The sequence below is a fragment of the Klebsiella sp. JN_Kp127 genome, assembly GCF_040062505.1.
GTDB classification, from domain to species: Bacteria; Pseudomonadota; Gammaproteobacteria; order Enterobacterales; family Enterobacteriaceae; genus Klebsiella; species Klebsiella quasipneumoniae.
In genome coordinates this window covers 1-19,059 of the sequence record NZ_JBEAHS010000038.1, presented here as the reverse complement: position 1 = coordinate 19,059, position 19,059 = coordinate 1, and the positions used below count along the sequence as shown (strand labels likewise).

The following is a 19,059-nucleotide window of genomic DNA, read 5'->3' as shown; positions in this document are numbered from 1 at the left end:
TTTGATCGCTTAAACCGCGCCGCTGAAATGTTGAATGCGCGCGTCCGTCAGCGTGAACGGCGTCGGCGTACAGACCGCAATACTTAACCCATCGTGCAGAATCTGGCTGAGCGACAGCGGGCCGTGACAGGCGCTGTCAACGGAGGCCATCTGCCAGGCGCTGCCGCCGCGCTGTTTCACCAGCGCCTCTTTGCGCGTCCAGATACGCCAGAAGACCGTGAGCTGCTGCGCTGGCGAAGCCTGCGCCAGTTCCTGGTGCTCGCTTTCGCTGAACAGCGCGTTAGCCAGGCGGCGCCAGCCTTCGCGCGGGCGAATCACTTCGATGTCGCAACCCACCTCGCCTTTATCGCTGAGCAGCAGGGCAATATCGTCGCCGCTGTGGCTAAGGTTAAACCACAGCCCGCGCGCGACGGGGAAGGCAGGCTTGCCCTGTTCGCCAAGCTGAATATCCGTCAGCGGGGTAGCCGCCTGCGCCAGCAGCGCGCGGCCGGCAAGCCAGCTGGCTCGTCGCGGTCCGTCCGGCGCCTGCGCCATCAACGCAGGCGGTAACGGCAGGGCGCTAAGGGCGGAGATCTTACCCAGAAAAAGCTGATACATTTCAAGGCCAGCGTCGAATAATGATTGAGGTGTTAATGCCGCCGAAGGCGAAGTTGTTGCTCTGCAGGAATTCACACTCCAGTTTGCGCTTTTCCCCCATGATGTAATCCAGTTCGCCACAGTTGGCGTCCGGTTTATGGAGATTCAGCGTTGGCGCAAACCAGCCTTCGCGCATCATCTGCAGGCTCATCCACGCTTCTAACGCCCCGCAAGCGCCAAGCGTATGGCCGAAATAGCTTTTCAGCGAAGAGATCGGCACGCTGTCGCCGTAAACGGCCGCCGTTGCCTGGCTTTCCGCGATATCGCCGCGATCGGTGGCGGTGCCGTGGGCCGAAATATAGCCGATGTCACGGGGGCTTAAGCCCGCCATGTTTAGCGATTGTTCCATGCAGATCTGCATGGTTTCGCGCTGCGGCTGGGTAATATGGGCCGCATCGCAGTTAGTGGCGAACCCGACGATTTCACCGTAGATGGTTGCGCCGCGCGCTTTGGCATGCTCGAGATCTTCAAGGATCAGCGTGCCGGCGCCTTCGCCAATCACCAGACCATCTCGCTGTTCATCGAACGGAGAGGGGGTGAGGGCCGGTTCGTCATTGCGTTGGCTGGTGGCGAAGAGGGTATCGAATACCGCGGCTTCCGAAGGGCAGAGCTCCTCGGCCCCGCCGGCCACCATCACCGTTTGGTAACCATGGCGAATGGCTTCCCAGGCGTAGCCAATCGCCTGGCTGCCGGAGGTGCAGGCGCTGGAGGTGGGGATCACGCGCCCCCGCAGACCGAAGAATAATCCGGTATTCACCGCGGTAGTATGCGGCATCATCTGCACATAGGTAGTGCCGGTGATATTGTTGGTATGTTTCTCCGTCAACATGGTGGCGAACTCGCTCACCGGACCGGTACTACCGGTTGACGAGCCGTAAGCGATGCCGGTTTGGCCGTTGGTCAGCACGGTGTCGCCGATAAGCCCGGCCTGCTCCAGCGCGAGCTCAGTGGCGCGGGTGGAGAGTCGCGATACCCGCCCCATCGCGCGGATACGCTTGCGGGTATAATGCTCCGGCAGGGTGAAATCGTCGATTGGCGCCCCCAGCAGCGTATGCAGTCCGTCATACGCCAGCCATTCCGGCATCTTACGCACCGCATTTTTATATTCCCGCAGCCTGGTGGCGACATCCTGCCAGTTTTCGCCAAACGCGGTCACCCCGCCCATCCCTGTAATGACCACCCGGCGTATCATAGCATCCCCCCGTTGATGGAAATGACCTGGCGGGTGACGTAGCCCGCGATATCCGACATTAAATAGCTGGCAAGCCCGGCCACCTCGTCGGCCTGACCCATGCGTTTCATCGGGATCATGGTCATCGCCTCTTTCAGCGCGTGCTCTTCCATGTCAATCATCCCGGTGTCGATAAGACCCGGCGCAATACAGTTAACGGTGATTTTGCGTTTTGCCAGTTCTATCGCCAGCGCTTTGGTGGCGCCGATGATGCCCGCCTTGGCGGCGCTGTAGTTGACCTGGCCGCGGTTGCCCATGACGCCGGAAACCGAGGAGAGGGTGATGATACGTCCGCCCTGGCGCGCGCTAATCATCGGCATGATGCAGGGATGAATGACGTTATAAAAACTGTCGAGGTTGGTGTGGATCACGGCGTCCCAGTCGTCATTGCCAAGCGCCGGGAAGGCGCCGTCGCGGGCGATGCCAGCGTTGCTGACAATGCCATACCATGCGCCATGGTCGGCCATATCCTGCTCCAGTACCTCGCGGCATTGCTGACGATCGGCGACGTCAAAACTCAGCAGCCGGCCGTCGCCGCCGGCGGCGGTTATCGCCTCCAGCGTCTGTTGCGCCCCCGCGCGGTCGCGATGAAAGTGGACGCCCACCACAAAACCGTCCGCTGCCAGCTGGCAGGCGATAGCGCGACCGATGCCTTTGCTGGCGCCGGTAACCAAAACTGAACGACTCATTCTGACGCTCCTTGTTGAAATAAAGTGCTAAGTTCTTCTGTTGTGGGCTGGAAGGTGTTGACCCGCCCGCTGGCCAGAACGTCATCGTCCACCATAATGGTGCCTTCGAAGCTGCCGAAACGTTCATCCTGCATCAAGAGCTTCACGCTGATGGACAGCGTCTTTCCGCCCGGCAGGCTCCCGGCCGCGCAAACCAGTTCGCGCGCGCCCAGCACCATGCCTAAAGCGAGCGATGTTTGTCCTTGCTGCTGGCGGTGCCAGCCGGACCAGACGCCGACGGTCTGCGCCATTAATTCAAGGGCGAACCAGCCGGGAAGATCGCCGTTGGTATCGAGAAATGGCGCCAGAACGCTGCCGGGTGAGATCGCGACGCGGCAGGTGGCGGTGTCGGCGGTCACCGCCTCGACCTCTTCCAGCAGCAGCATCGGCGCGTCGTGCGGCAGGTAACTGCCGGGTGATAAAAAGTGGCTCATGACATTCTCCCGAGCAGGATGCTGGTGTTATTGCCGCCAAAGGCAAAAGAGTTCGACAGGATAACTGGCCGCGACAGCGGCTGCGGATGTTCAATGAGCCCGCACGGCGGTAGCGTGTCATCCTGCGGAGACTGACTGAAATCCTGTGCCGGTAACAACAGATTGCGCTGCAGGATCAGCATGCCGATGGCGGCCTCGGTGATCCCCGCCGCACCCAGCGTATGTCCGGTCAGATGTTTGGTGGAACTACAGGGCACCCTTTCGCCAAACAGCGCGTTGATCACCCGGGCTTCTATCTGGTCGTTAAGCCGCGTAGCGGTGCCGTGCAGGTTAATGTAACCCACCTGCTCCGGCATGATGCCCGCGTCGTCCAGCGCCTGCTGAATGGCGCGCATCGCCCCTTCTCCTTGGGGGTGCGGGGCGGAAATATGCCAGGCGTCGCTGGATTCGCCGATACCCAGCAGCGCGATGGGCTGCGGCTCGCGGGTCAGCAGCATCAGCGCCGCCCCTTCGCCGATGGTGATCCCGCTGCGGTCGCGGCTAAACGGCTGGCACTGCGTCGTGGAGAGCGACTCCAGGCTGTGAAAGCCGTTGATGGGCATCCGGCTAAGGGTATCCGCGCCGCCGACGATCGCCACATCCGCCAGCCCCGCCTCAATGAGCCGCCGTCCGCTGATTATCGCCCGCGCGCTGGAGGAGCAGGCGGTTGACAGGGTATATGCCGGACCATCCAGCGCCAGCCAGCGGCTGAGAAAACGCGACGGGTCGCCCAGCTCCTGCTGTGGATAGCGCCAGGCCTCGCTCGCCTTGCCGTTAAGCGTCAAATTAACGTGTACGTCGCCTTCATCCAGCCCTGACGTACTGGTGCCCAACACCACGGCGACCCGAGCCCGGCCATAGCGGGCGATGGCGCGATCCACCTGCGGCTGGATCTGCGCCAGCGCCGCCAGCAGCAGCTGATTATTGCGCGAACGATGGTCGCGAAAGGTATCGGGAATGGCGGGTAGTTCGCCGTCCACCCCCGCGAAAATCGCCTGCGGATGCCCCTGTAACCACCCTTCACGCGGGCGCATGCCAGGCGCTATACCGCGGGCCAGATTGGCGGCGATTTCATCATTATCGCGTCCCAGGGCGTTAATCATGCCGACAGCAGAAATGAAGATCATCTCAGTCACCCAGGTATTGAATGGTGATGTGGTATTTAAAGACGTGCTGCTCGATGCTAATCGGCACGCGCTTGCCTTTGCGGTTGATATAGGTGATGTCGGTGACCAGTTTTCCGCGCGCGTTACGCAGTTCGCGTTTGTCGCCGCGGTCGGTTAGCGTCCAGCCTTTCGGCAGCTGCGGCAGCCATGCGCTAAGCGGCCAGTGGCTGAGCATCACATCGGCCAGCACCTGGCTGGCGGGCGGCAGTTGCGGGATCACCATCGACTGTTCCGCGCGCAGCCCTTGTTGATCATAGGTCACCAGGAACAGGCGGATACCGACGGACGACAGGCCCGCCAGCGTGAGCTTTTTATCATCGGCATTGAGCAGCACCAGCAGCGACTGGGTTTGGCCGTTGAAGCGGCCGGTCAATAACTGCTGGGAACTGATGGCCGGCGAGATGCCCGGCGGCGGCAACGTGACGCGCGTACCCGGCTCCAGCCACGCCTGCGGACGGCCTTGCGGCTCCGGCGGCGAATGACTGCAGCCGGCCAGCAATAAGGCGGTGAAGAGCGCGAAGGCGCGCCAGAATGATGGTCTTCTCATCGTCTTTTTTTCTCTTTTTTGCTCGGCATCGCCAGCGGCGACAGCAGGAAAGCGGTGAAAATACCGCTGACCAGGACAGTGCCAAAGCTGCTGATGGCCTGGGTGGCGCTAAACACCAGCATGCCAAGCGTTAATAAGGTGGTCATCATCGCCAAGGTAACCGCCAGCAGCGATGTCAGCGGCGTGCCGCGCGGGTTGCTGAAAAACAGGGTGTAGTTGATGCCAATCCCAAGTACCAGCACCAGCGCCAGTAAGGAGAACAGGTTAACGGCGTGGCCGGTGAGCGCCAACGCCCCCAGGCCGCATCCCAGCGACAATACCGACGGCACCAGGCTTATTAAGCCCTTGCGCCAGCCAAGGCGGATAGCGGCACCGCAGGCAATCACCGCCAGCGCAACGCCGAGCAGCCCGGTTAAAATATGACGGTAGAGCGCGAAAAGCTGGTCGAAATCGCTTTTACGATCGACCCACGCCACGCCAGTCTGGGTTGTGCTGAGCGCCTTCAGCGCCGGGCTATCTTTCACCCCGCTCACTGGCACCAGTACGCCGCTTTCGCCATCCGGCAGCGTCAGCCATAGCAGCCGCCAGCCTTCGCTGGCCGGACTGGCAAGCCAGTCGCCGACTGTCACCGGCATCGGCCGCAGGTCGGGGTGAACAGCGGTGAGTCCGGCGTTATTCAGCGCCTGGCCGATGGCCGGCGCCGCCTGCTTCAGCAGGGCCAGATCCTGCTGCTGGCGGGCCAGTGAATTGAGCGGAATGGCGCGATACCCGCCAAGCATTCCGTCGGTTTGCGCTTTAGCCAGTGCGGGCATAAAGGCTTCCAGCCGCTGCAGCGTTTGTTGCGCCGTGTCGCCGTAAACCACGAACCACTTTTGATCGACGCTTTGGCCAGTGAGCGCGGTGATGGCATGCTCCTGGGAGAGGATATTCTGCGGCAGCGCCTGCAGCTGTGAGATATCGTCATCCACCCGCAGGAGAGCGAGCCCCGTCAGGGAGAAAATGGCCAGAACCACCGGCAGACCGATGGCGAGTTTTTTGTTACGCCGCCATGCCGCGAGCCAGCGCGACATCAGCACCATCGCTGGGACGGGACGCACCGGGAGGCCATGGCACAGCCATGGCTGCCAGAAAATCACCGTCAGGCATGAGGCGCTTAGCCCCACGGCCGCAAATAGCGCCATCTGGCGAATGGCCGGGAAGGGGGCCAGCATCATGATTAAATAAGCCGCCACGGTGGTAAGCAGCGCCAGCAGCAGCGCTTTCCGTACTTTAACAAGGCTTTGCCACGGTGAAGCCGCTGCGCCATGGACCATCCGTTCGGTCAGGTAATAGAGCGTGTAATCTGCGGAAATGCCAATAATGCTCATGCTCATCACCAGGGTCATCAGATGCAGCTCGCCAAACAGCAGCAGCGTGGCAACGGTGCCGGCCAGTGCGCCGATAGCGATAGAGATCGCGCATAACAGCAGCGGACGCAGCGAGCGGAACACGGCCACGATCAACAGGATGACGCCGAACAGGGTGGCCGCGCCGAGAGTGGAGATATCGCGCTTCGCCTGCTGGCTGGCGTAATCACTGTAAAATACGGTGCCGCGCGACAGCAGCTGCGCCTGCGGGTGGCGCGCTTTTAATTCCTTTTCAAGCTGCGCGAGGGTGGTCACCAGGCGGTGCGTCTGTCGCATATCGAACGACGAACCCGCCAGCTCGCCGTGCAGCAGATACCAGACGTTACCTTGCGCGTCTTTGCTGGTCAGCCACCCGTCCTGCAGCTGCATCCGCTGGCCGCTATTCGCCATCGCCAGCTGTGAGCCGCGCATCAGCATCAGCGGGTCGTTTTGTAACTCTTTACCGCTGACCCCGGAAAACGCCGAATAGAGCTGCGAAAGGATCCACTGGGCCTGCGCTTCGCCGCCCTCCTGCAGACGCGCGCGGGTGGCGGGGTCGATTAACGCATTGCGATGTTGCCAGAAAAACGTTCCCCAGGCCTGCTGACTGGCGGCATCCATTGGGCCTTTGACCTCGGCCAGCGCGTCTGAGGTTTGCAGCAACCGCAGCCAGTCGCGAGCCACCTGTGGGTCGGCCTGTTTACCGGGGCTGACCAGCCAGACCAGCTGGCGATCCAGACGCTGCATAAAGCCGTCGTTCAGCGCCGGGGGGATCGCGCCGAGCGTCTGTTTTGGCAGCATCGCCAGCACGCTGCTGTTGAGCCGGGCCTGCGGCAACAGCGCCAGCAGCGCGCCCGCCAGTATCAGGCAGACGACGCCCCAGATCAGCGCAGGACGTTTACTGGGCGGCAAAGCGTTGGCGTTCGTCATCGGTCAGTTGCGCTGGCGTCAGTTGATGTTGGGAAAGGGCGATATCGGTGCGATCGCCTTGTTTATCGTTGAGTTGAATATGCTCCAGGTAGGTTTTTCCGGCGAGATCGATGCTGGCGAAAATCTTATCCAGCGGCGTGGTGACAGGCGTCAGGCGCAGCGTCCATCGCCCGTCGCCTTTATCGGCGAATTCCACGCGGAAGTTCTCCTCCAGCACGTTACGATCGGCCTGGAACAGCGCGCGCAGCAGATGGTTGAACTGGAACATCTGCGGGTTGTTTTCGGCGGTGACGGTCTGCGGCGGCTGGCCGTTAATCGCCTGCACCATCCGTTTATCATCCAGCAGCAGTTGCATCGGGAACGGTGAGGTTTGATCCCACAGCAAGCCCTGGTCGCGGGCGATCAACATCCGCCCCTGGGATCGCAGCGGCTGCGGAAGATCCTTTATGGTGCGGGTTTGATCGAAGTGGGCGCGCACCACCGGCTGTTCGCTAAATTGTTTTTGCAGGTCATTGAGCGTCAGGGCGCTAACCAACGGACTGATGAACAGTCCCACCAACAGCAGCAATCTCATGGCGTGACCCCCATGCGTTCAAACAGAACTTGCGGGCTGACAAAACACATCTCGCCGCTTTTTTCGTCCACCGCGACCTGGATGGTGTAGCCGGTGGTGGTGCGTTTGCCGCTCTCGGCGGCAAAAATTTCATAGCCAATGCGCAGGCGGTTTTCGAACTCTTCCAGACGCGCGCGGACGCGAATACGCTGCTCGAAGGTGATAACGTCCCGGTACTTCACGCGGGTATCCACCACCGGCCACAGATAGCCGGAGGCTTTCATCTGCCGGTAGCCGTAGTTGAACTGGTTAAGCAGCGCCTCGCGGGCAATTTCGAAGTAGCGGAAATAGTTGCCATGCCAGACGACGCCCATCATATCGACGTCGTGAAAGGGAATGGTTAGCTCTACTTCAGCAGTAAAACGGGGATCGTTAAGCACCCTTTACTCCTTATCTTTGGGCTCCGGCAAACGCCAGAAATCGAAAAAGTTAAACCAGTCGAGCGGCGACTGCAGCGCGTAATATTCCAGCCGTTCGGCGTAGCGATCGATGATATGTTGCAGTGCCTGCTGGCGATTGGCGCGCGGTAGCGGCAGCGGGTCAGCGAACGGCTCACAGTAAATGCGCAGCTTGCCCTGCTGACGCAGAGCGAACATCAAATTGACCGGGCAGCGCAAAATAGCCGCGAGGATAAAGGGCCCCTGCGGGAAGGGGGCCGGTTGCCCCATAAAACGGCTCCAGCAGACGCGCCACTCGCCGCCGCGCTGCGGATTGACCGCAATACGATCGCCGACAATAGCGATCCATTCTCCGCGATCCAGTTTTTCCTGCAGCAGCATGGCGGTCTCCGGGCCGATATCGGTGACCGGCAGCAGGTTGAGCCCCGCCTGCGGGGCCATCTCCGCCATAATCTGCTTAAAGCGTTGGGCATTGTCGCTGAACACCAGCGCGTTGATGGTCTTGCTGCCCTGCAGCTGCGCCAGCGCACGGCAGGCTTCAACATCGCCGAGATGTGAGGCCAGCAGTAGTTTGCCGCGCGGATCGTCGATATTGAGCGTCTCTTCGGCACCTGCGGCAAACACCACATCGCGACCAAACTGCAGTTCGCCGCGCCAGCTGGCGATTTTATCCAGCATCGCGTTGCCAAAGCGCAGGAAGTGACGATAGCTACTGAGTTCGCCCGGCTCCGGCAGCTGACGAGCGGCTAACTGGTCGCGCACGCGGGTAAGCCAGTTTTGTGAAGCGCGGCGCGCGGTGCTGGCCGTTAGCCAGTAGACGCCGACCACCGGGTAGAGCAGCAGCGAAAACGCGTGTCGTCCCAACAGCCGCCACACCAACAGCATCAGGCGCATGCCCCATAAGCCTTTGACCTCCTTCTGACGCGCCCAGTGCGGCGAAGCGCGGCGAAACAGCAGCGAGGGGATCCGCGGCAACATGCCGAGGAACAGTCGGGTATGCATCAGCGAGATGCGGCAGTTATCTCTGAGGGCATCGAAATGCGATAAACCGTCCGGCGGATAGGTCACGCGGGTCGGGACAAAGTAGCTGGTGTTACCCTGCCAGTAGAGGCGCACCATCACTTCGGTATCAAAATCCATTCGCTTGCCGAGGGGCACGCGCTTAGCCAGCTGCAGCGTCGGCGCCAGCGGATAGACGCGAAAGCCGCACATGCTGTCTTTTAGCTGCAGCGATAGCGTTTCAATCCATACCCAGACGTGGGTGATCCAGCGTCCGTACAGGCGCGAGCGCGGGATTGAGTCGTCGTAAACCGGCTGGCCGGAGATCAGCGCCTCGGGATGCTTCTGCGCCAGCGCCAGCAGCTGCGGAATATCTTCGATGGCGTGCTGTCCATCGGCATCGACCTGCACCGCGTGGCTGAACCCGGCTTGCGCTGCGGCCTGTAATCCGCAGATGACCGCGGCGCCTTTTCCGGCGTTCTGCGGTAAGCGGATCAACGTCAGATCCGGGTTTTCCAGCGCCAGTCGCGCCAGCTCCAGCTGTGTGCGACTGTCGCTGCCGTCGTCCACCACGATACAGGGAAGATCAAACGGCTGCAGGCGCGCCAGCACCCGCGACATCATCGCGCCGTGGTTATAGCACGGGATCACCACGCAGGGGGAGAAGGTTAGCGACATAAGCGAATCTTCCCGCTGCTGGCGGTATGTCGTGTTTCGCCATCGTGGCGCTGATAGCTGAAGGTGATGAGCTGACGCGCCTCCTGCCAGCTAAGAGTGAGCGTCACGATCGCCCCCGGCAGGAGTGGCGACTGGAATTTCACATTGTGAATATCGTGAAAGCGCCAGCCGGGCGCCAGCAGGGTGGTGGCGTAATGCATCGCCCAGTCAATCTGCGCGACGCCTGGCAACAAGGGCTGAACGGCAAAGTGGCCGCGAAACCAGAATAACGCCGGATCCACCGATAAAATGATTTCAACCCGATCGGCTTGTGGCTGACGGCGCTCAATTTCATGGGGCTGCATGAAATAACTCCTGTAACTGCGCGTAGACACGCTTGTTCATACTATTGACGGGGATCTCGTCGATAACCCGCCAGTAGCGGGGAATGGCGACCGGTTCCAGCAGAGGGCGCAGTGCTTTTCGCCAATGAGTCTCCTGGCTTTTTCCCCAGCGCTGGCGGGCATGGTTATCCAGCACCAGCAATACGCCAATACTCTGACGGCTGCCGCGGGTGATGGGTAACACGGCGGCATCAATGATGCCTTCAAGTTCCAGCAGGCGCTGCTCCACTTCGCTCAGCGATATGCGCTTCTCTTCAATTTTGACCACGCGATCCCGACGGCCTGCCAAATGGAAGTGGCCACTCTCGCGAAAATGCAAAATATCCTCGAGCAGCTGGCCGCGATTATCGGTAATAAGCGGAGAAAAGAGGCGGAACGCATCGCCTTCTGGCTGAAAGCGGATGCCGGGAAACGGTTGCCATGGCGCCTCATCCTGCACGCGCTGGCGGCAGGCGATGACGCCGCTTTCCGTACTGCCGTAAATTTCATCCGGCCAGGTATTGCACCAGCGGGCGGTTTGCACGGCATCCTGCCAAAGCAGCTTGCCGCCTGCGGACACGATCATTTCGATCGGCGGAGGGGTAAGCCGGTGGTCGAGACGTTTGAGGAAGGCCGGACTACTAATAAACAGATAGCGATGCTTCCGGCTTAACGCCGTTAACTGCTCGGTGTACTCCAGCATGTCCGCGTGAAGCGGTAAACCCAACGCCATTGGCAAGAACAGTCGAAACGTCAGGCCATACAGATGCTGCGGCGCTACGGATGCCACCACCCGACAGCCTGCCAGACGCCCGGCATAGCAGGCGGATAACAGCGCCGCCTCGCGGTCGAGCGATCCGATCGGTTTGCAAATTCGCTTCGGTTGACCGGTGGAACCGGAGGTGAATAACTCAATGCAAGCCTCTTTGCCTGGCGCGGGAAAATGCATCTGGCCGCTCGTTACCGCCATCGTGGACTCGACAATCACCAGCGCGCCATCCCATGCCAGCGCTTTATCGCTGAGAATGCCGTCAAACAGCGCCTTCTGCTCATTTAACAGCGAAATACGGCCGTGGCCGGGAAGGACCGGCGTTTTGCCGGCATGCAGGGTTGCCAGCAGAGCGACGATAAACAAGTAGCTATTTTCAATGCACAACGCCCAGCGCATGGCTGGCTGCTGACGCAAGTGCGTGAGCAGGTGGGCGACATCATGGCGCAGATGTGCAAGCGTCCAGAGGTGCGTGTCATGCCAGGCGATCGGCGTTTCCGGCGAACGCGCGGCGCTGAGCCACTGGTCCAACGGGAGAGGCTGCTTCATGGTTTATCTCGTTTTATCACCCGCTGGCGCACCAGCCACTCGCCGGCCATGAGCGTGCCCATCAGCAGATAGGAAATCATGCCGTTCCACGCCGTCCACAGGGACAGATCGCCATACAGCGCGGTAAAAAGCGCAATGCCACCGTTAATGATGAAAAAGGCGCACCAGATTTGGGTGACGCGCCGGGTATAGCGTACAGCCCGCTCCGGAAGATCCGGTTCACGCAGTCGCGCCAGACGCTCGATTATCGGCATCCTGGACCATAGCGAACCGCCAAACACCGCCAGCATCACGCTGTTCACCACCACCGGGTAAAATAGCAGTAACTGATGGGTTTTCAGCAGGTAGCTGGCAATACACAGCGTCATGCCGGCCACCGCCACAATCTGAGTGACCACGCTCAGCGCTCCCGCCCGTCGCCGGGTCTGACGAAAGCGTAAAAACAACATCAGCGCCATGAGCGGTAACAACCCTTGCAGGCTGTTATGCGCGAGGCCGAACCAGATTATAAACGGCCAGGCCAGCAGCAATATGCCCGTCAGCAATGGCACAACTGGCAGTGAGCGAATGCCCGACACGGTGAATTATTCTTCTTTGAACAGGCGTTCTACCGCATCGACCACATCCTGCACGGTGCGGACAGTTTTGAACTCTTCTGGCTTGATTTTCTTACCAATTTTCTTTTGCAGATGGACGATCATGTCGATGGCGTCAATACTGTCCAGTTCGAGATCTTCGTACAGACGGGCCTCAGGCGTAATATCCTGCGGATCGATTTCAAACACGTTCACCAGCAGCGCGGAGATTTCTTCGTAAATGGCTTGTTGTTCATTCATAACCACTCTCCTCAGGCGCGCTGTGCTTGAATAAATGCCGCCAGCGTGGCGACAGAGTAGAAATGCTGACGCATCTCTTCACTTTCAGCCGACAGCACCACGCCGTACTGATTTTTCACCGCCAGACCCAGCTCCAGCGCATCAATTGAGTCCAGGCCCAGACCATCGCCAAAAAGCGCGGCGTCGGTGTCGATATCATCAGCGGACAGCTCGTTCAGGTTCAATGTACTGATGATCAGATTTTTAATTTCAAGATAGAGCGCTTGCATCATTCATTCCTGTTTCAGGGAGAGTGCCTGTTTCTAATTTAAGCAAAATATGACGGTTCAACTGTCTTGCGGCCAGCGCCGGTTCTTGTTTATTGGCATCATAAAACTGATGTATTGGCAGCCGCTCTCCAACCTCGACGGTAAACCGCGGCTTAGTTGGCGGCGCGTCGTACCATTTGCTTTGTTTACCCAGCATATGCTCGGTACAGCGGATGACGACAATGCGTAAATCGCTGCCGCAGCGTACCGCGATATTAGCCGCCCCCCGCTGTAGCTGCATTTTTTTCCCCGGCACGGTGCGCGTGCCTTCAGGGAAAATCAAAATCGTATCGCCTTGCTGTAAACGCTGCCGGCTTGCCGGCAGCAGGGCATCGGCCTGATCGTTAATCAGATAATCGGCGGCGCGGATCACGCCGCTGACGAATGGATTTTTCAGCAGCGCGCTTTTTACCATGCAGTCGGTCTCCGGCATCACCGAGGCCAGCATCACATAGTCAATAAGGCTGGGGTGATTGGCGACCACCAGGCAACCGCGCTCCGCGCGCAAAATATCGCGGCCATCGATACGGTAATCGAGAACGCCGACGCTTTTCACCACGCTGAGGAATACGCGAAAGCTAACGGAAATGCTGCGCCGCGCGATACGGCGTCGGCGGGTTTTATTACGTACCAAAACCAGCAGCAGATTAAACCAGATGAGCGAGAGCAGCAGGCCGCCAATGCCAAACAGTGCGAAGCAGAAACCGGTCATCGCTGCGCGCCAGAGCCGATTAAGCCGGTGGAAAAACGGCTTCATGCGCGGCTCCATTGCCATTGCACGCGATCGCCGGGAAGCGTGAACGTGCGGGCATTCTGCAAATAGTACTGCAAGAACAGTAAACTTTGCGGTAATGGACTTTCAGCAACGGCTGCATGAGGCTGGGCGTGGCATTGCCACTGGCGACCGGGCTCAATCACCCAGGCTGCCGCATAGGGCCAGGTGGTGATACCTGGCGGCAACTGAGCGTGGTAAAACTCAGGGAGAAAACCGTCGAAATCAACCATCAACACGCGCTGATAACCCGCCTGTAGCAGGCCCATCACTTCGTATAATCCCTGCTGAAACGTATCGCGTCCGGCAGAAAGGGATGACGACATAATCGCTTTTTTTGCAGCAATCGTCAGATTACCCACGGCGGAATTATGCACCGATAAGGCGAAATCGGTCGGCGAGATCGCTTGCTCCATAGCCAGCGCATGGAGGATCCGATAGTTGCGCTCCAGTTCGCCGTGACGGCTGGTGTAAAGAACGGCATCGATTTCATGGCGACGGAGCATAGCCAGACCGCATTCCACAGCCAGCTTACTTCCCGAGCTGAGTCGGCGTGCGGTCATCATCGGCAATTCGCTGAGTTTGGGTGGCGCCGCGGCGGGATCGATGGCGTGCAAATGCTGTGACCACCGTTGCCATTGCTCGGGGCCACTGACGCCAGGCGCGAAGGCCTGCCAATCAACAATGTTAAATGAAAATGTCATCCACTCGCATCCGCGATCAATCAATTATTCTTGTGGCATATCAACAAGGTATGCCCAACGCCTAAATTATCGTGACGCTGTTCTACTTCGAACCCCGCCATTTCAAGATAGCGGTAAAACTTCTCTACGCTGTAGAAACGGCTGTTGCCGTTGGCCATACAGGTAAAATAGAGTGAAGACGCATTCAGACTAAATGATGCTGCTTCAAATTTCTGCGCATCCCAGAACAATTCCAGAATGTACAGGCGGGCGCCAGGTTTCATGACCTGTGCCACGTTACTGAGTATGGTGATGATTTGTTCTGGCGAGAAACAGTCCAGGAACTGACTCATCCACCAGATATCCGCTTCTCCGGGTAGGGGGGCGTCACTCAGCATATCCACAGCATGAAAATCGATGCGATGGGCAAGGCCAGCATTTTCTATATTTTCCCGTGCCAGTGCAATTTGTTGCGGTAAATCTAATAACGTGACCGCGATATTTTCATCGTACTGGCAACAGCGTAGCGCCCATTTCCCGGTATTACCGCCTACATCGTACAGCCTTGCGGGCTGGCTGGCGAATACATAGGGCAGCGCTGCAGTGAAGGCGCCATCGGAATAGTAATGGTCGAAGGCAAACCAGCTTTTGCGCGCCGCGGGTGGTAGCTGTGACAAGGCAGGGTAAATCGTTGGCCACTCACCAAAAACTTTTAATCCTGACGGCTTTCCCTCCTGGAGCGCATTTTCCAGAAAGAATAATCCTTGATAACAAACGTCTTGAGTAAAATCCATATTTACTCGCGTCATCGGATCATGAAGTAAGAAATGTCCTATTTTAGAGAGGTGGTAGCGTTCCTCTTTATAGGTCAGGATACGACCGCTTAATCCCATATCGAGCAAAACGCTAACGGCATATTCTTTTCCGTCGAAAATTTCACTGATGGCTGCAAACGTTGCACCGCGTTTACCTTGTTGGTCCAGATAACCCAGAATACCTGAGTTGCGTAGACATAATGCGGTTTGAAAGAGCATGGGGGCAAAAGCAATACGCTGCGCTTCAGTAATGGCATCAAGTGCGCTGAGAGAATCCTTTTGGTACACGTTCGGTACAACCTTATTACAAATAATCGGCGAAACGGGTCAGTAGTGACCCGTATGTATATTTATTGTTGCAGAGCGGTGTTTGCTGCCAGCGTAACCTGAATATCTTTATCGAGGTTGTGTACCCAGCGGTTATAGTTTCTATGAATTTTTCCGTTGGCGGCCATGAGATTAATGCTACTCACATAGACAATAGAATAACTTGTTGCGGAGTAGTTAATTTTAATATCCGCGACATGGTCGCGATTTTGCAATTTACCTTTTATGACGCCAGGGCCCGCGTCAGACATAATCCATTGGCGCTGAGCACCTGCTTTGATAATGGCATCCTTGACCTGCGCTTCCGTATGGCCGGCGCTCACTATCGCATTGACCTGTTCAATAGGGGCTGTCCGTGCGCAACCGGCGAGCGCACCGACAACCGTAGCGGCAATCATCCAGTGAATAATTTTTTTCATGAATACTCCATGTCAATATATTGGCTACTGGCATTAACTTATGCCATGTAAAAAACTTTTATATAGGCTGATATGCTGTGGTTGTTCTGTCAGGCAATATGTTCATCTGTATTAAAACAGGCCGGAGAGGGAAATATGATGTTATTGAAATATTAACATCATGATAAACAATGAGGCGCTATCAGAGCCGTGAGGAAGTATAAGTAATTTAACCCTGCTCAGGCAATAGCGATAATTATTAATATGTATTTATCCTTCCATTAAGGAAAGTCGAATAATCGTCGCGGCAATTTATGCTGATGAGCGCGGCGATGGCGCCGCTGAGGTTATTGCCATCGGAAGGCTGCTTTTCAACAGAAGTCGTGGTAATAGTGGCTCTGTATAGTACAAATCTGGTGGAACCTGATGCCCGAACCCGTCGCCGAACCGGCGCTCAATGGACTGCGCCTCAATCTGCGGATTGTCTCCGTGGTTATTTTTAACTTTGCCAGCTACCTCACCATCGGCTTGCCGCTGGCGGTACTTCCTGGCTATGTGCATGATGTAATGGGCTTTAGCGCTTTCTGGGCTGGCCTGGTGATTAGTCTGCAATATTTCGCCACGCTGCTCAGCCGCCCGCACGCCGGGCGCTACGCTGACCTGCTGGGGCCCAAAAAGATTGTCGTCTTCGGCCTCTGCGGCTGCTTTTTAAGCGGTCTGAGCTATCTGCTGGCCGCCTGGAGCAGCGGCTGGCCGCTGGTTAGCCTGCTGCTGCTATGCCTCGGGCGGGTCATTCTCGGCATCGGCCAGAGCTTTGCCGGCACCGGCTCGACGCTGTGGGGCGTCGGCGTTGTTGGGTCGCTGCATATCGGGCGGGTGATCTCATGGAACGGCATTGTGACCTACGGGGCGATGGCGATGGGCGCCCCGCTCGGCGTGCTGTGCTATTCGCAAATTGGCCTCAGCGGCCTGGCCGGGGTCATTATGGCGGTTGCGCTGGTGGCTATCCTCTGCGCGCTGCCCCGCGCAGCGGTGAAGGCGGCGAAAGGCAAAGCAATGTCGTTTCGCGCGGTGCTCGGGCGGGTGTGGCCCTACGGCATGGCGCTGGCCCTGGCCTCCGCCGGTTTCGGGGTTATCGCCACCTTTATCACGCTGTTTTATGACGCCAAAGGCTGGGACGGGGCGGCCTTCGCCCTGACGCTGTTCAGCTGCGCGTTCGTTGGCGCGCGGCTGCTGTTTCCCAACGCCATTAACCGCCTCGGCGGGCTGAACGTGGCGATGCTCTGCTTTAGCGTGGAGATCATCGGCCTGCTGCTGGTCGGCTTTGCCGATACGCCGCTGCTGGCGAAAATCGGCACCTTTCTTACCGGGGCCGGGTTCTCACTGGTCTTTCCGGCGCTGGGCGTGGTGGCGGTGAAAGCGGTGCCGCAGCATAACCAGGGGTCGGCGCTGGCCACCTATACCGTGTTTATGGATTTGTCGTTAGGCGTCACCGGGCCGCTGGCCGGCTTGCTGATGGCGTGGACCGGGATCCCGGTGATATATCTGGCGGCGGCAGGTCTGGTGATGGCGGCGCTGCTGCTGGGCTGGCGGTTAAAAAAACGGCCCCCGGTCAGCGAACCGGAGGCCGTCGCACCAGGCCAGTAATTACTGGATGGTGAGGGTGCTGATGATGCTTTCCGCTTCGGTCTGCGCCTGCTGCTGGTTGTCCGCCGGCAGGGTGACCTGCAGGGTCAGCAGTTTGTCATCCACTTTGCCGAGGAGCACGGAAGACCAGGCGGTCTGCCCCTTGGCGGAGATGATGCTGTCCAGCTGCTGCAGGGTGTGACCTTTGATCTCCAGCGATTTATTGCTCACCACCTGCAGCTGCGGGTCGCGGCTACGCTGCTGATCTTCCAGGCGTTTCGCCAGCACCGCCAGGTCTTCATTAGTGCTGTCGCCGACGATGACGATGACTGCTTTCTGGCCGGTGGCGTCAGAATAGACGTGCATGTTGTTCGCCTGAGTACCCAGTTTGCCGCTCTGGTCGGCCATGCCCGCAGGCAGGGTGAAGCTCAGTTTGCCATCCAGCAGGCTGATCGCCTGGCCGCTGGTGTTGCTCTCCGCTGCTGCCCCAACGGTTGGCGCTTTTGAATCGCTGTTATCGCAGGCGGCAAGCCCCATCACCAGCAGGCCAATACCGACATATTTAACCAAATTGCGCATTGACATCTTCCTTTCGATAAACGGCCACTAATGGCTCATCCGGCTATCTTAACACATCAGCCCGCGAGTACCTTTAACTCGGCTGCAATGCCGACAAATCAGATTTATCCGCCAGCCTTTTCAACAGCATATTTAACAGTACGCCGTACATCGGCAGGAAGAAAATGATGCTGATAAGCACTTTAAAGCTGTAGTCGACGAGGGCGATTTCCCCCCAGTGGGCGGCCATAAATGGATCCGGGCTGCGCCAGAAGGCGATGAAGAAGAACGCCACGGTATCGCTGATGTTGCCGAACAGCGTCGAGGCGGTGGGGGCCAGCCACCAGCGGCGGCTCTGCCGCAGGCGGTTGAAGACGTGGACGTCGAGGATCTGCCCCAGCGCATAGGCCATAAAGCTGGCGATGGCGATACGCGCGACGAAGAGATTAAAGGTGCCCAGCGCCGCGAAACCCTGCCACTCGCCCATGTAAAACAGGGCGGAGATGGCGTAGGAGATGACCAGCGCCGGGACCATCACCGCAAAAATAATGCGTCGCGCCAGCGGCGCGCCAAAAATTCGCACCGTCAGATCGGTGGCGAGGAAGATAAACGGAAAACTGAACGCCCCCCAGGTGGTATGGAAACCAAAGATGGAGATCGGTAGCTGAACCAGATAGTTGCTGGAGGTGATCACCAGCAGATGAAATAGCGAAAGCCAGACGAGCGCTTTTTTGCGCTGTACGGTAGTAAACGGATTCATATTGTGACCTTTTTATGCCCGTCATGCTTCAGGTAAATGAGCAATCGGCAGCGGAACGTTGGGGTGAGGGAACCCAATGAAAAACGGCTGCATGATACTGCGTTGCCGGCGTAATGCAATGGTTGTTTTTCGCGCAAACGTTAACCTGGCTTGCGTACTGGCGAACTGGGGGTAAACTAGGGCCGTTTTGTTGATGTGAGACTAAAATGAGCGAACTTTTCTCCACTCCAGACCACACTCTGGATGCCCTGGGACTCCGCTGCCCGGAGCCGGTCATGATGGTGCGTAAAACCGTGCGGACGATGCCGGTGGGCGAGACGCTGCTGATTATTGCTGACGATCCGGCCACCACCCGCGATATCCCAGGATTCTGCCGCTTTATGGAGCATGAGCTGGTGGCCCAGCAAACCGAAGCCCTGCCGTACCGCTACCTGATCCGCAAAAGCCACTGAGCCTCTCCCGGATGGCGGCGCGTAGCGCCTTATCCGGGCTACCCGACGGTCCGGAACCGT

23 protein-coding genes are annotated in these 19,059 nt (G+C 58.5%); 2 read left to right on the top strand and 21 right to left on the bottom strand.

What is annotated here, in order from left to right; translation table 11 throughout:
* Positions 1–9 precede the first annotated feature (9 nt).
* From acpT to ABLV04_RS14150, 19 genes are all read right to left on the bottom strand, one after another.
* The gene (gene acpT, locus ABLV04_RS14240; protein ID WP_101976636.1) at positions 10–597 is read right to left on the bottom strand and encodes a 4'-phosphopantetheinyl transferase AcpT; all 588 of its coding nucleotides are present in this window, start codon (positions 595–597) and stop codon (positions 10–12) included.
* Position 598: 1 nt separating this feature from the next.
* Complete coding sequence (locus ABLV04_RS14235; RefSeq protein ID WP_023291256.1) at positions 599–1,828, bottom strand: beta-ketoacyl-ACP synthase; 1,230 nt, start codon at positions 1,826–1,828, stop codon at positions 599–601.
* Positions 1,825–2,556 (bottom strand): 3-ketoacyl-ACP reductase FabG2, encoded by a 732-nt coding sequence (locus ABLV04_RS14230; protein ID WP_110238017.1) that lies wholly within the window; start codon positions 2,554–2,556, stop codon positions 1,825–1,827. The genes ABLV04_RS14235 and ABLV04_RS14230 overlap by 4 nt, the downstream gene beginning before the upstream one ends.
* The gene (locus tag ABLV04_RS14225; protein ID WP_348815817.1) at positions 2,553–3,029 is read right to left on the bottom strand and encodes a 3-hydroxy-fatty acyl-ACP dehydratase; all 477 of its coding nucleotides are present in this window, start codon (positions 3,027–3,029) and stop codon (positions 2,553–2,555) included. Before ABLV04_RS14225 ends, ABLV04_RS14230 begins: the two co-directional genes overlap by 4 nt.
* Positions 3,026–4,195: a beta-ketoacyl-[acyl-carrier-protein] synthase family protein gene (locus tag ABLV04_RS14220; RefSeq protein WP_087827781.1), complete on the bottom strand. Its 1,170-nt coding sequence runs from the start codon at positions 4,193–4,195 to the stop codon at positions 3,026–3,028. The genes ABLV04_RS14225 and ABLV04_RS14220 overlap by 4 nt, the downstream gene beginning before the upstream one ends.
* A 1-nt stretch (position 4,196) precedes the next feature.
* Positions 4,197–4,781, bottom strand: a complete 585-nt coding sequence (locus ABLV04_RS14215; RefSeq protein WP_049014523.1) for a DUF3261 domain-containing protein — start codon at positions 4,779–4,781, stop codon at positions 4,197–4,199.
* Positions 4,778–7,096, bottom strand: a complete 2,319-nt coding sequence (locus ABLV04_RS14210; RefSeq protein WP_072421028.1) for an MMPL family transporter — start codon at positions 7,094–7,096, stop codon at positions 4,778–4,780. The genes ABLV04_RS14215 and ABLV04_RS14210 overlap by 4 nt, the downstream gene beginning before the upstream one ends.
* A complete protein-coding gene (locus ABLV04_RS14205; protein ID WP_233672807.1) occupies positions 7,065–7,670 on the bottom strand; it encodes an outer membrane lipoprotein carrier protein LolA in 606 nt (201 codons plus the stop codon). Before ABLV04_RS14205 ends, ABLV04_RS14210 begins: the two co-directional genes overlap by 32 nt.
* Entirely contained in the window at positions 7,667–8,089 is a 423-nt protein-coding gene (locus ABLV04_RS14200) for a thioesterase family protein (protein WP_032454265.1), read from the bottom strand. Before ABLV04_RS14200 ends, ABLV04_RS14205 begins: the two co-directional genes overlap by 4 nt.
* Before the next feature lie 3 nt (positions 8,090–8,092).
* On the bottom strand, positions 8,093–9,784 hold the full coding sequence (locus tag ABLV04_RS14195) for a glycosyltransferase (protein ID WP_180264012.1): 1,692 nt from the start codon (positions 9,782–9,784) through the stop codon (positions 8,093–8,095).
* On the bottom strand, positions 9,775–10,128 hold the full coding sequence (locus ABLV04_RS14190) for a beta-hydroxyacyl-ACP dehydratase (protein WP_023291247.1): 354 nt from the start codon (positions 10,126–10,128) through the stop codon (positions 9,775–9,777). The genes ABLV04_RS14195 and ABLV04_RS14190 overlap by 10 nt, the downstream gene beginning before the upstream one ends.
* Complete coding sequence (locus ABLV04_RS14185; RefSeq protein ID WP_085551458.1) at positions 10,115–11,464, bottom strand: AMP-binding protein; 1,350 nt, start codon at positions 11,462–11,464, stop codon at positions 10,115–10,117. The genes ABLV04_RS14190 and ABLV04_RS14185 overlap by 14 nt, the downstream gene beginning before the upstream one ends.
* Positions 11,461–12,042 carry a hypothetical protein gene (locus ABLV04_RS14180; RefSeq protein WP_032454262.1) on the bottom strand — a complete coding sequence of 194 codons (582 nt, stop codon included), beginning with the start codon at positions 12,040–12,042 and terminating at the stop codon, positions 11,461–11,463. The genes ABLV04_RS14185 and ABLV04_RS14180 overlap by 4 nt, the downstream gene beginning before the upstream one ends.
* Positions 12,043–12,048: 6 nt before the next feature.
* Positions 12,049–12,300, bottom strand: coding sequence for an acyl carrier protein (locus tag ABLV04_RS14175; protein ID WP_023291244.1), 252 nt, complete (start codon positions 12,298–12,300; stop codon positions 12,049–12,051).
* A gap of 11 nt (positions 12,301–12,311) precedes the next feature.
* On the bottom strand, positions 12,312–12,569 hold the full coding sequence (locus ABLV04_RS14170; protein WP_348815829.1) for a phosphopantetheine-binding protein: 258 nt from the start codon (positions 12,567–12,569) through the stop codon (positions 12,312–12,314).
* The gene (locus ABLV04_RS14165) at positions 12,550–13,383 is read right to left on the bottom strand and encodes a lysophospholipid acyltransferase family protein (protein WP_171879206.1); all 834 of its coding nucleotides are present in this window, start codon (positions 13,381–13,383) and stop codon (positions 12,550–12,552) included. Before ABLV04_RS14165 ends, ABLV04_RS14170 begins: the two co-directional genes overlap by 20 nt.
* Positions 13,362–14,084 carry a beta-ketoacyl synthase chain length factor gene (locus ABLV04_RS14160; protein ID WP_023291241.1) on the bottom strand — a complete coding sequence of 241 codons (723 nt, stop codon included), beginning with the start codon at positions 14,082–14,084 and terminating at the stop codon, positions 13,362–13,364. Before ABLV04_RS14160 ends, ABLV04_RS14165 begins: the two co-directional genes overlap by 22 nt.
* A 20-nt stretch (positions 14,085–14,104) precedes the next feature.
* Positions 14,105–15,166, bottom strand: a complete 1,062-nt coding sequence (locus ABLV04_RS14155) for a class I SAM-dependent methyltransferase (RefSeq protein WP_032454260.1) — start codon at positions 15,164–15,166, stop codon at positions 14,105–14,107.
* 62 nt (positions 15,167–15,228) lie between these two features.
* Positions 15,229–15,624 carry a hypothetical protein gene (locus ABLV04_RS14150; protein WP_023291239.1) on the bottom strand — a complete coding sequence of 132 codons (396 nt, stop codon included), beginning with the start codon at positions 15,622–15,624 and terminating at the stop codon, positions 15,229–15,231.
* Positions 15,625–16,029: 405 nt separating this feature from the next.
* Between ABLV04_RS14150 and ABLV04_RS14145 the strand changes: the two genes are divergently transcribed.
* Entirely contained in the window at positions 16,030–17,250 is a 1,221-nt protein-coding gene (locus tag ABLV04_RS14145) for an MFS transporter (RefSeq protein ID WP_023291238.1), read from the top strand.
* Here ABLV04_RS14145 and ABLV04_RS14140 read toward each other — a convergent pair whose 3' ends face one another.
* Positions 17,251–17,808, bottom strand: a complete 558-nt coding sequence (locus ABLV04_RS14140) for a DcrB family lipoprotein (protein WP_023291237.1) — start codon at positions 17,806–17,808, stop codon at positions 17,251–17,253.
* Between the two features lie 73 nt (positions 17,809–17,881).
* On the bottom strand, positions 17,882–18,547 hold the full coding sequence (locus tag ABLV04_RS14135; protein ID WP_023291236.1) for a 7-cyano-7-deazaguanine/7-aminomethyl-7-deazaguanine transporter: 666 nt from the start codon (positions 18,545–18,547) through the stop codon (positions 17,882–17,884).
* A 206-nt stretch (positions 18,548–18,753) separates the two neighbouring features.
* On the opposite strand from ABLV04_RS14135, the gene tusA reads away from it, so the two are divergent.
* Entirely contained in the window at positions 18,754–18,999 is a 246-nt protein-coding gene (gene tusA / locus ABLV04_RS14130) for a sulfurtransferase TusA (RefSeq protein WP_044524980.1), read from the top strand.
* Positions 19,000–19,059 lie beyond the last annotated feature (60 nt).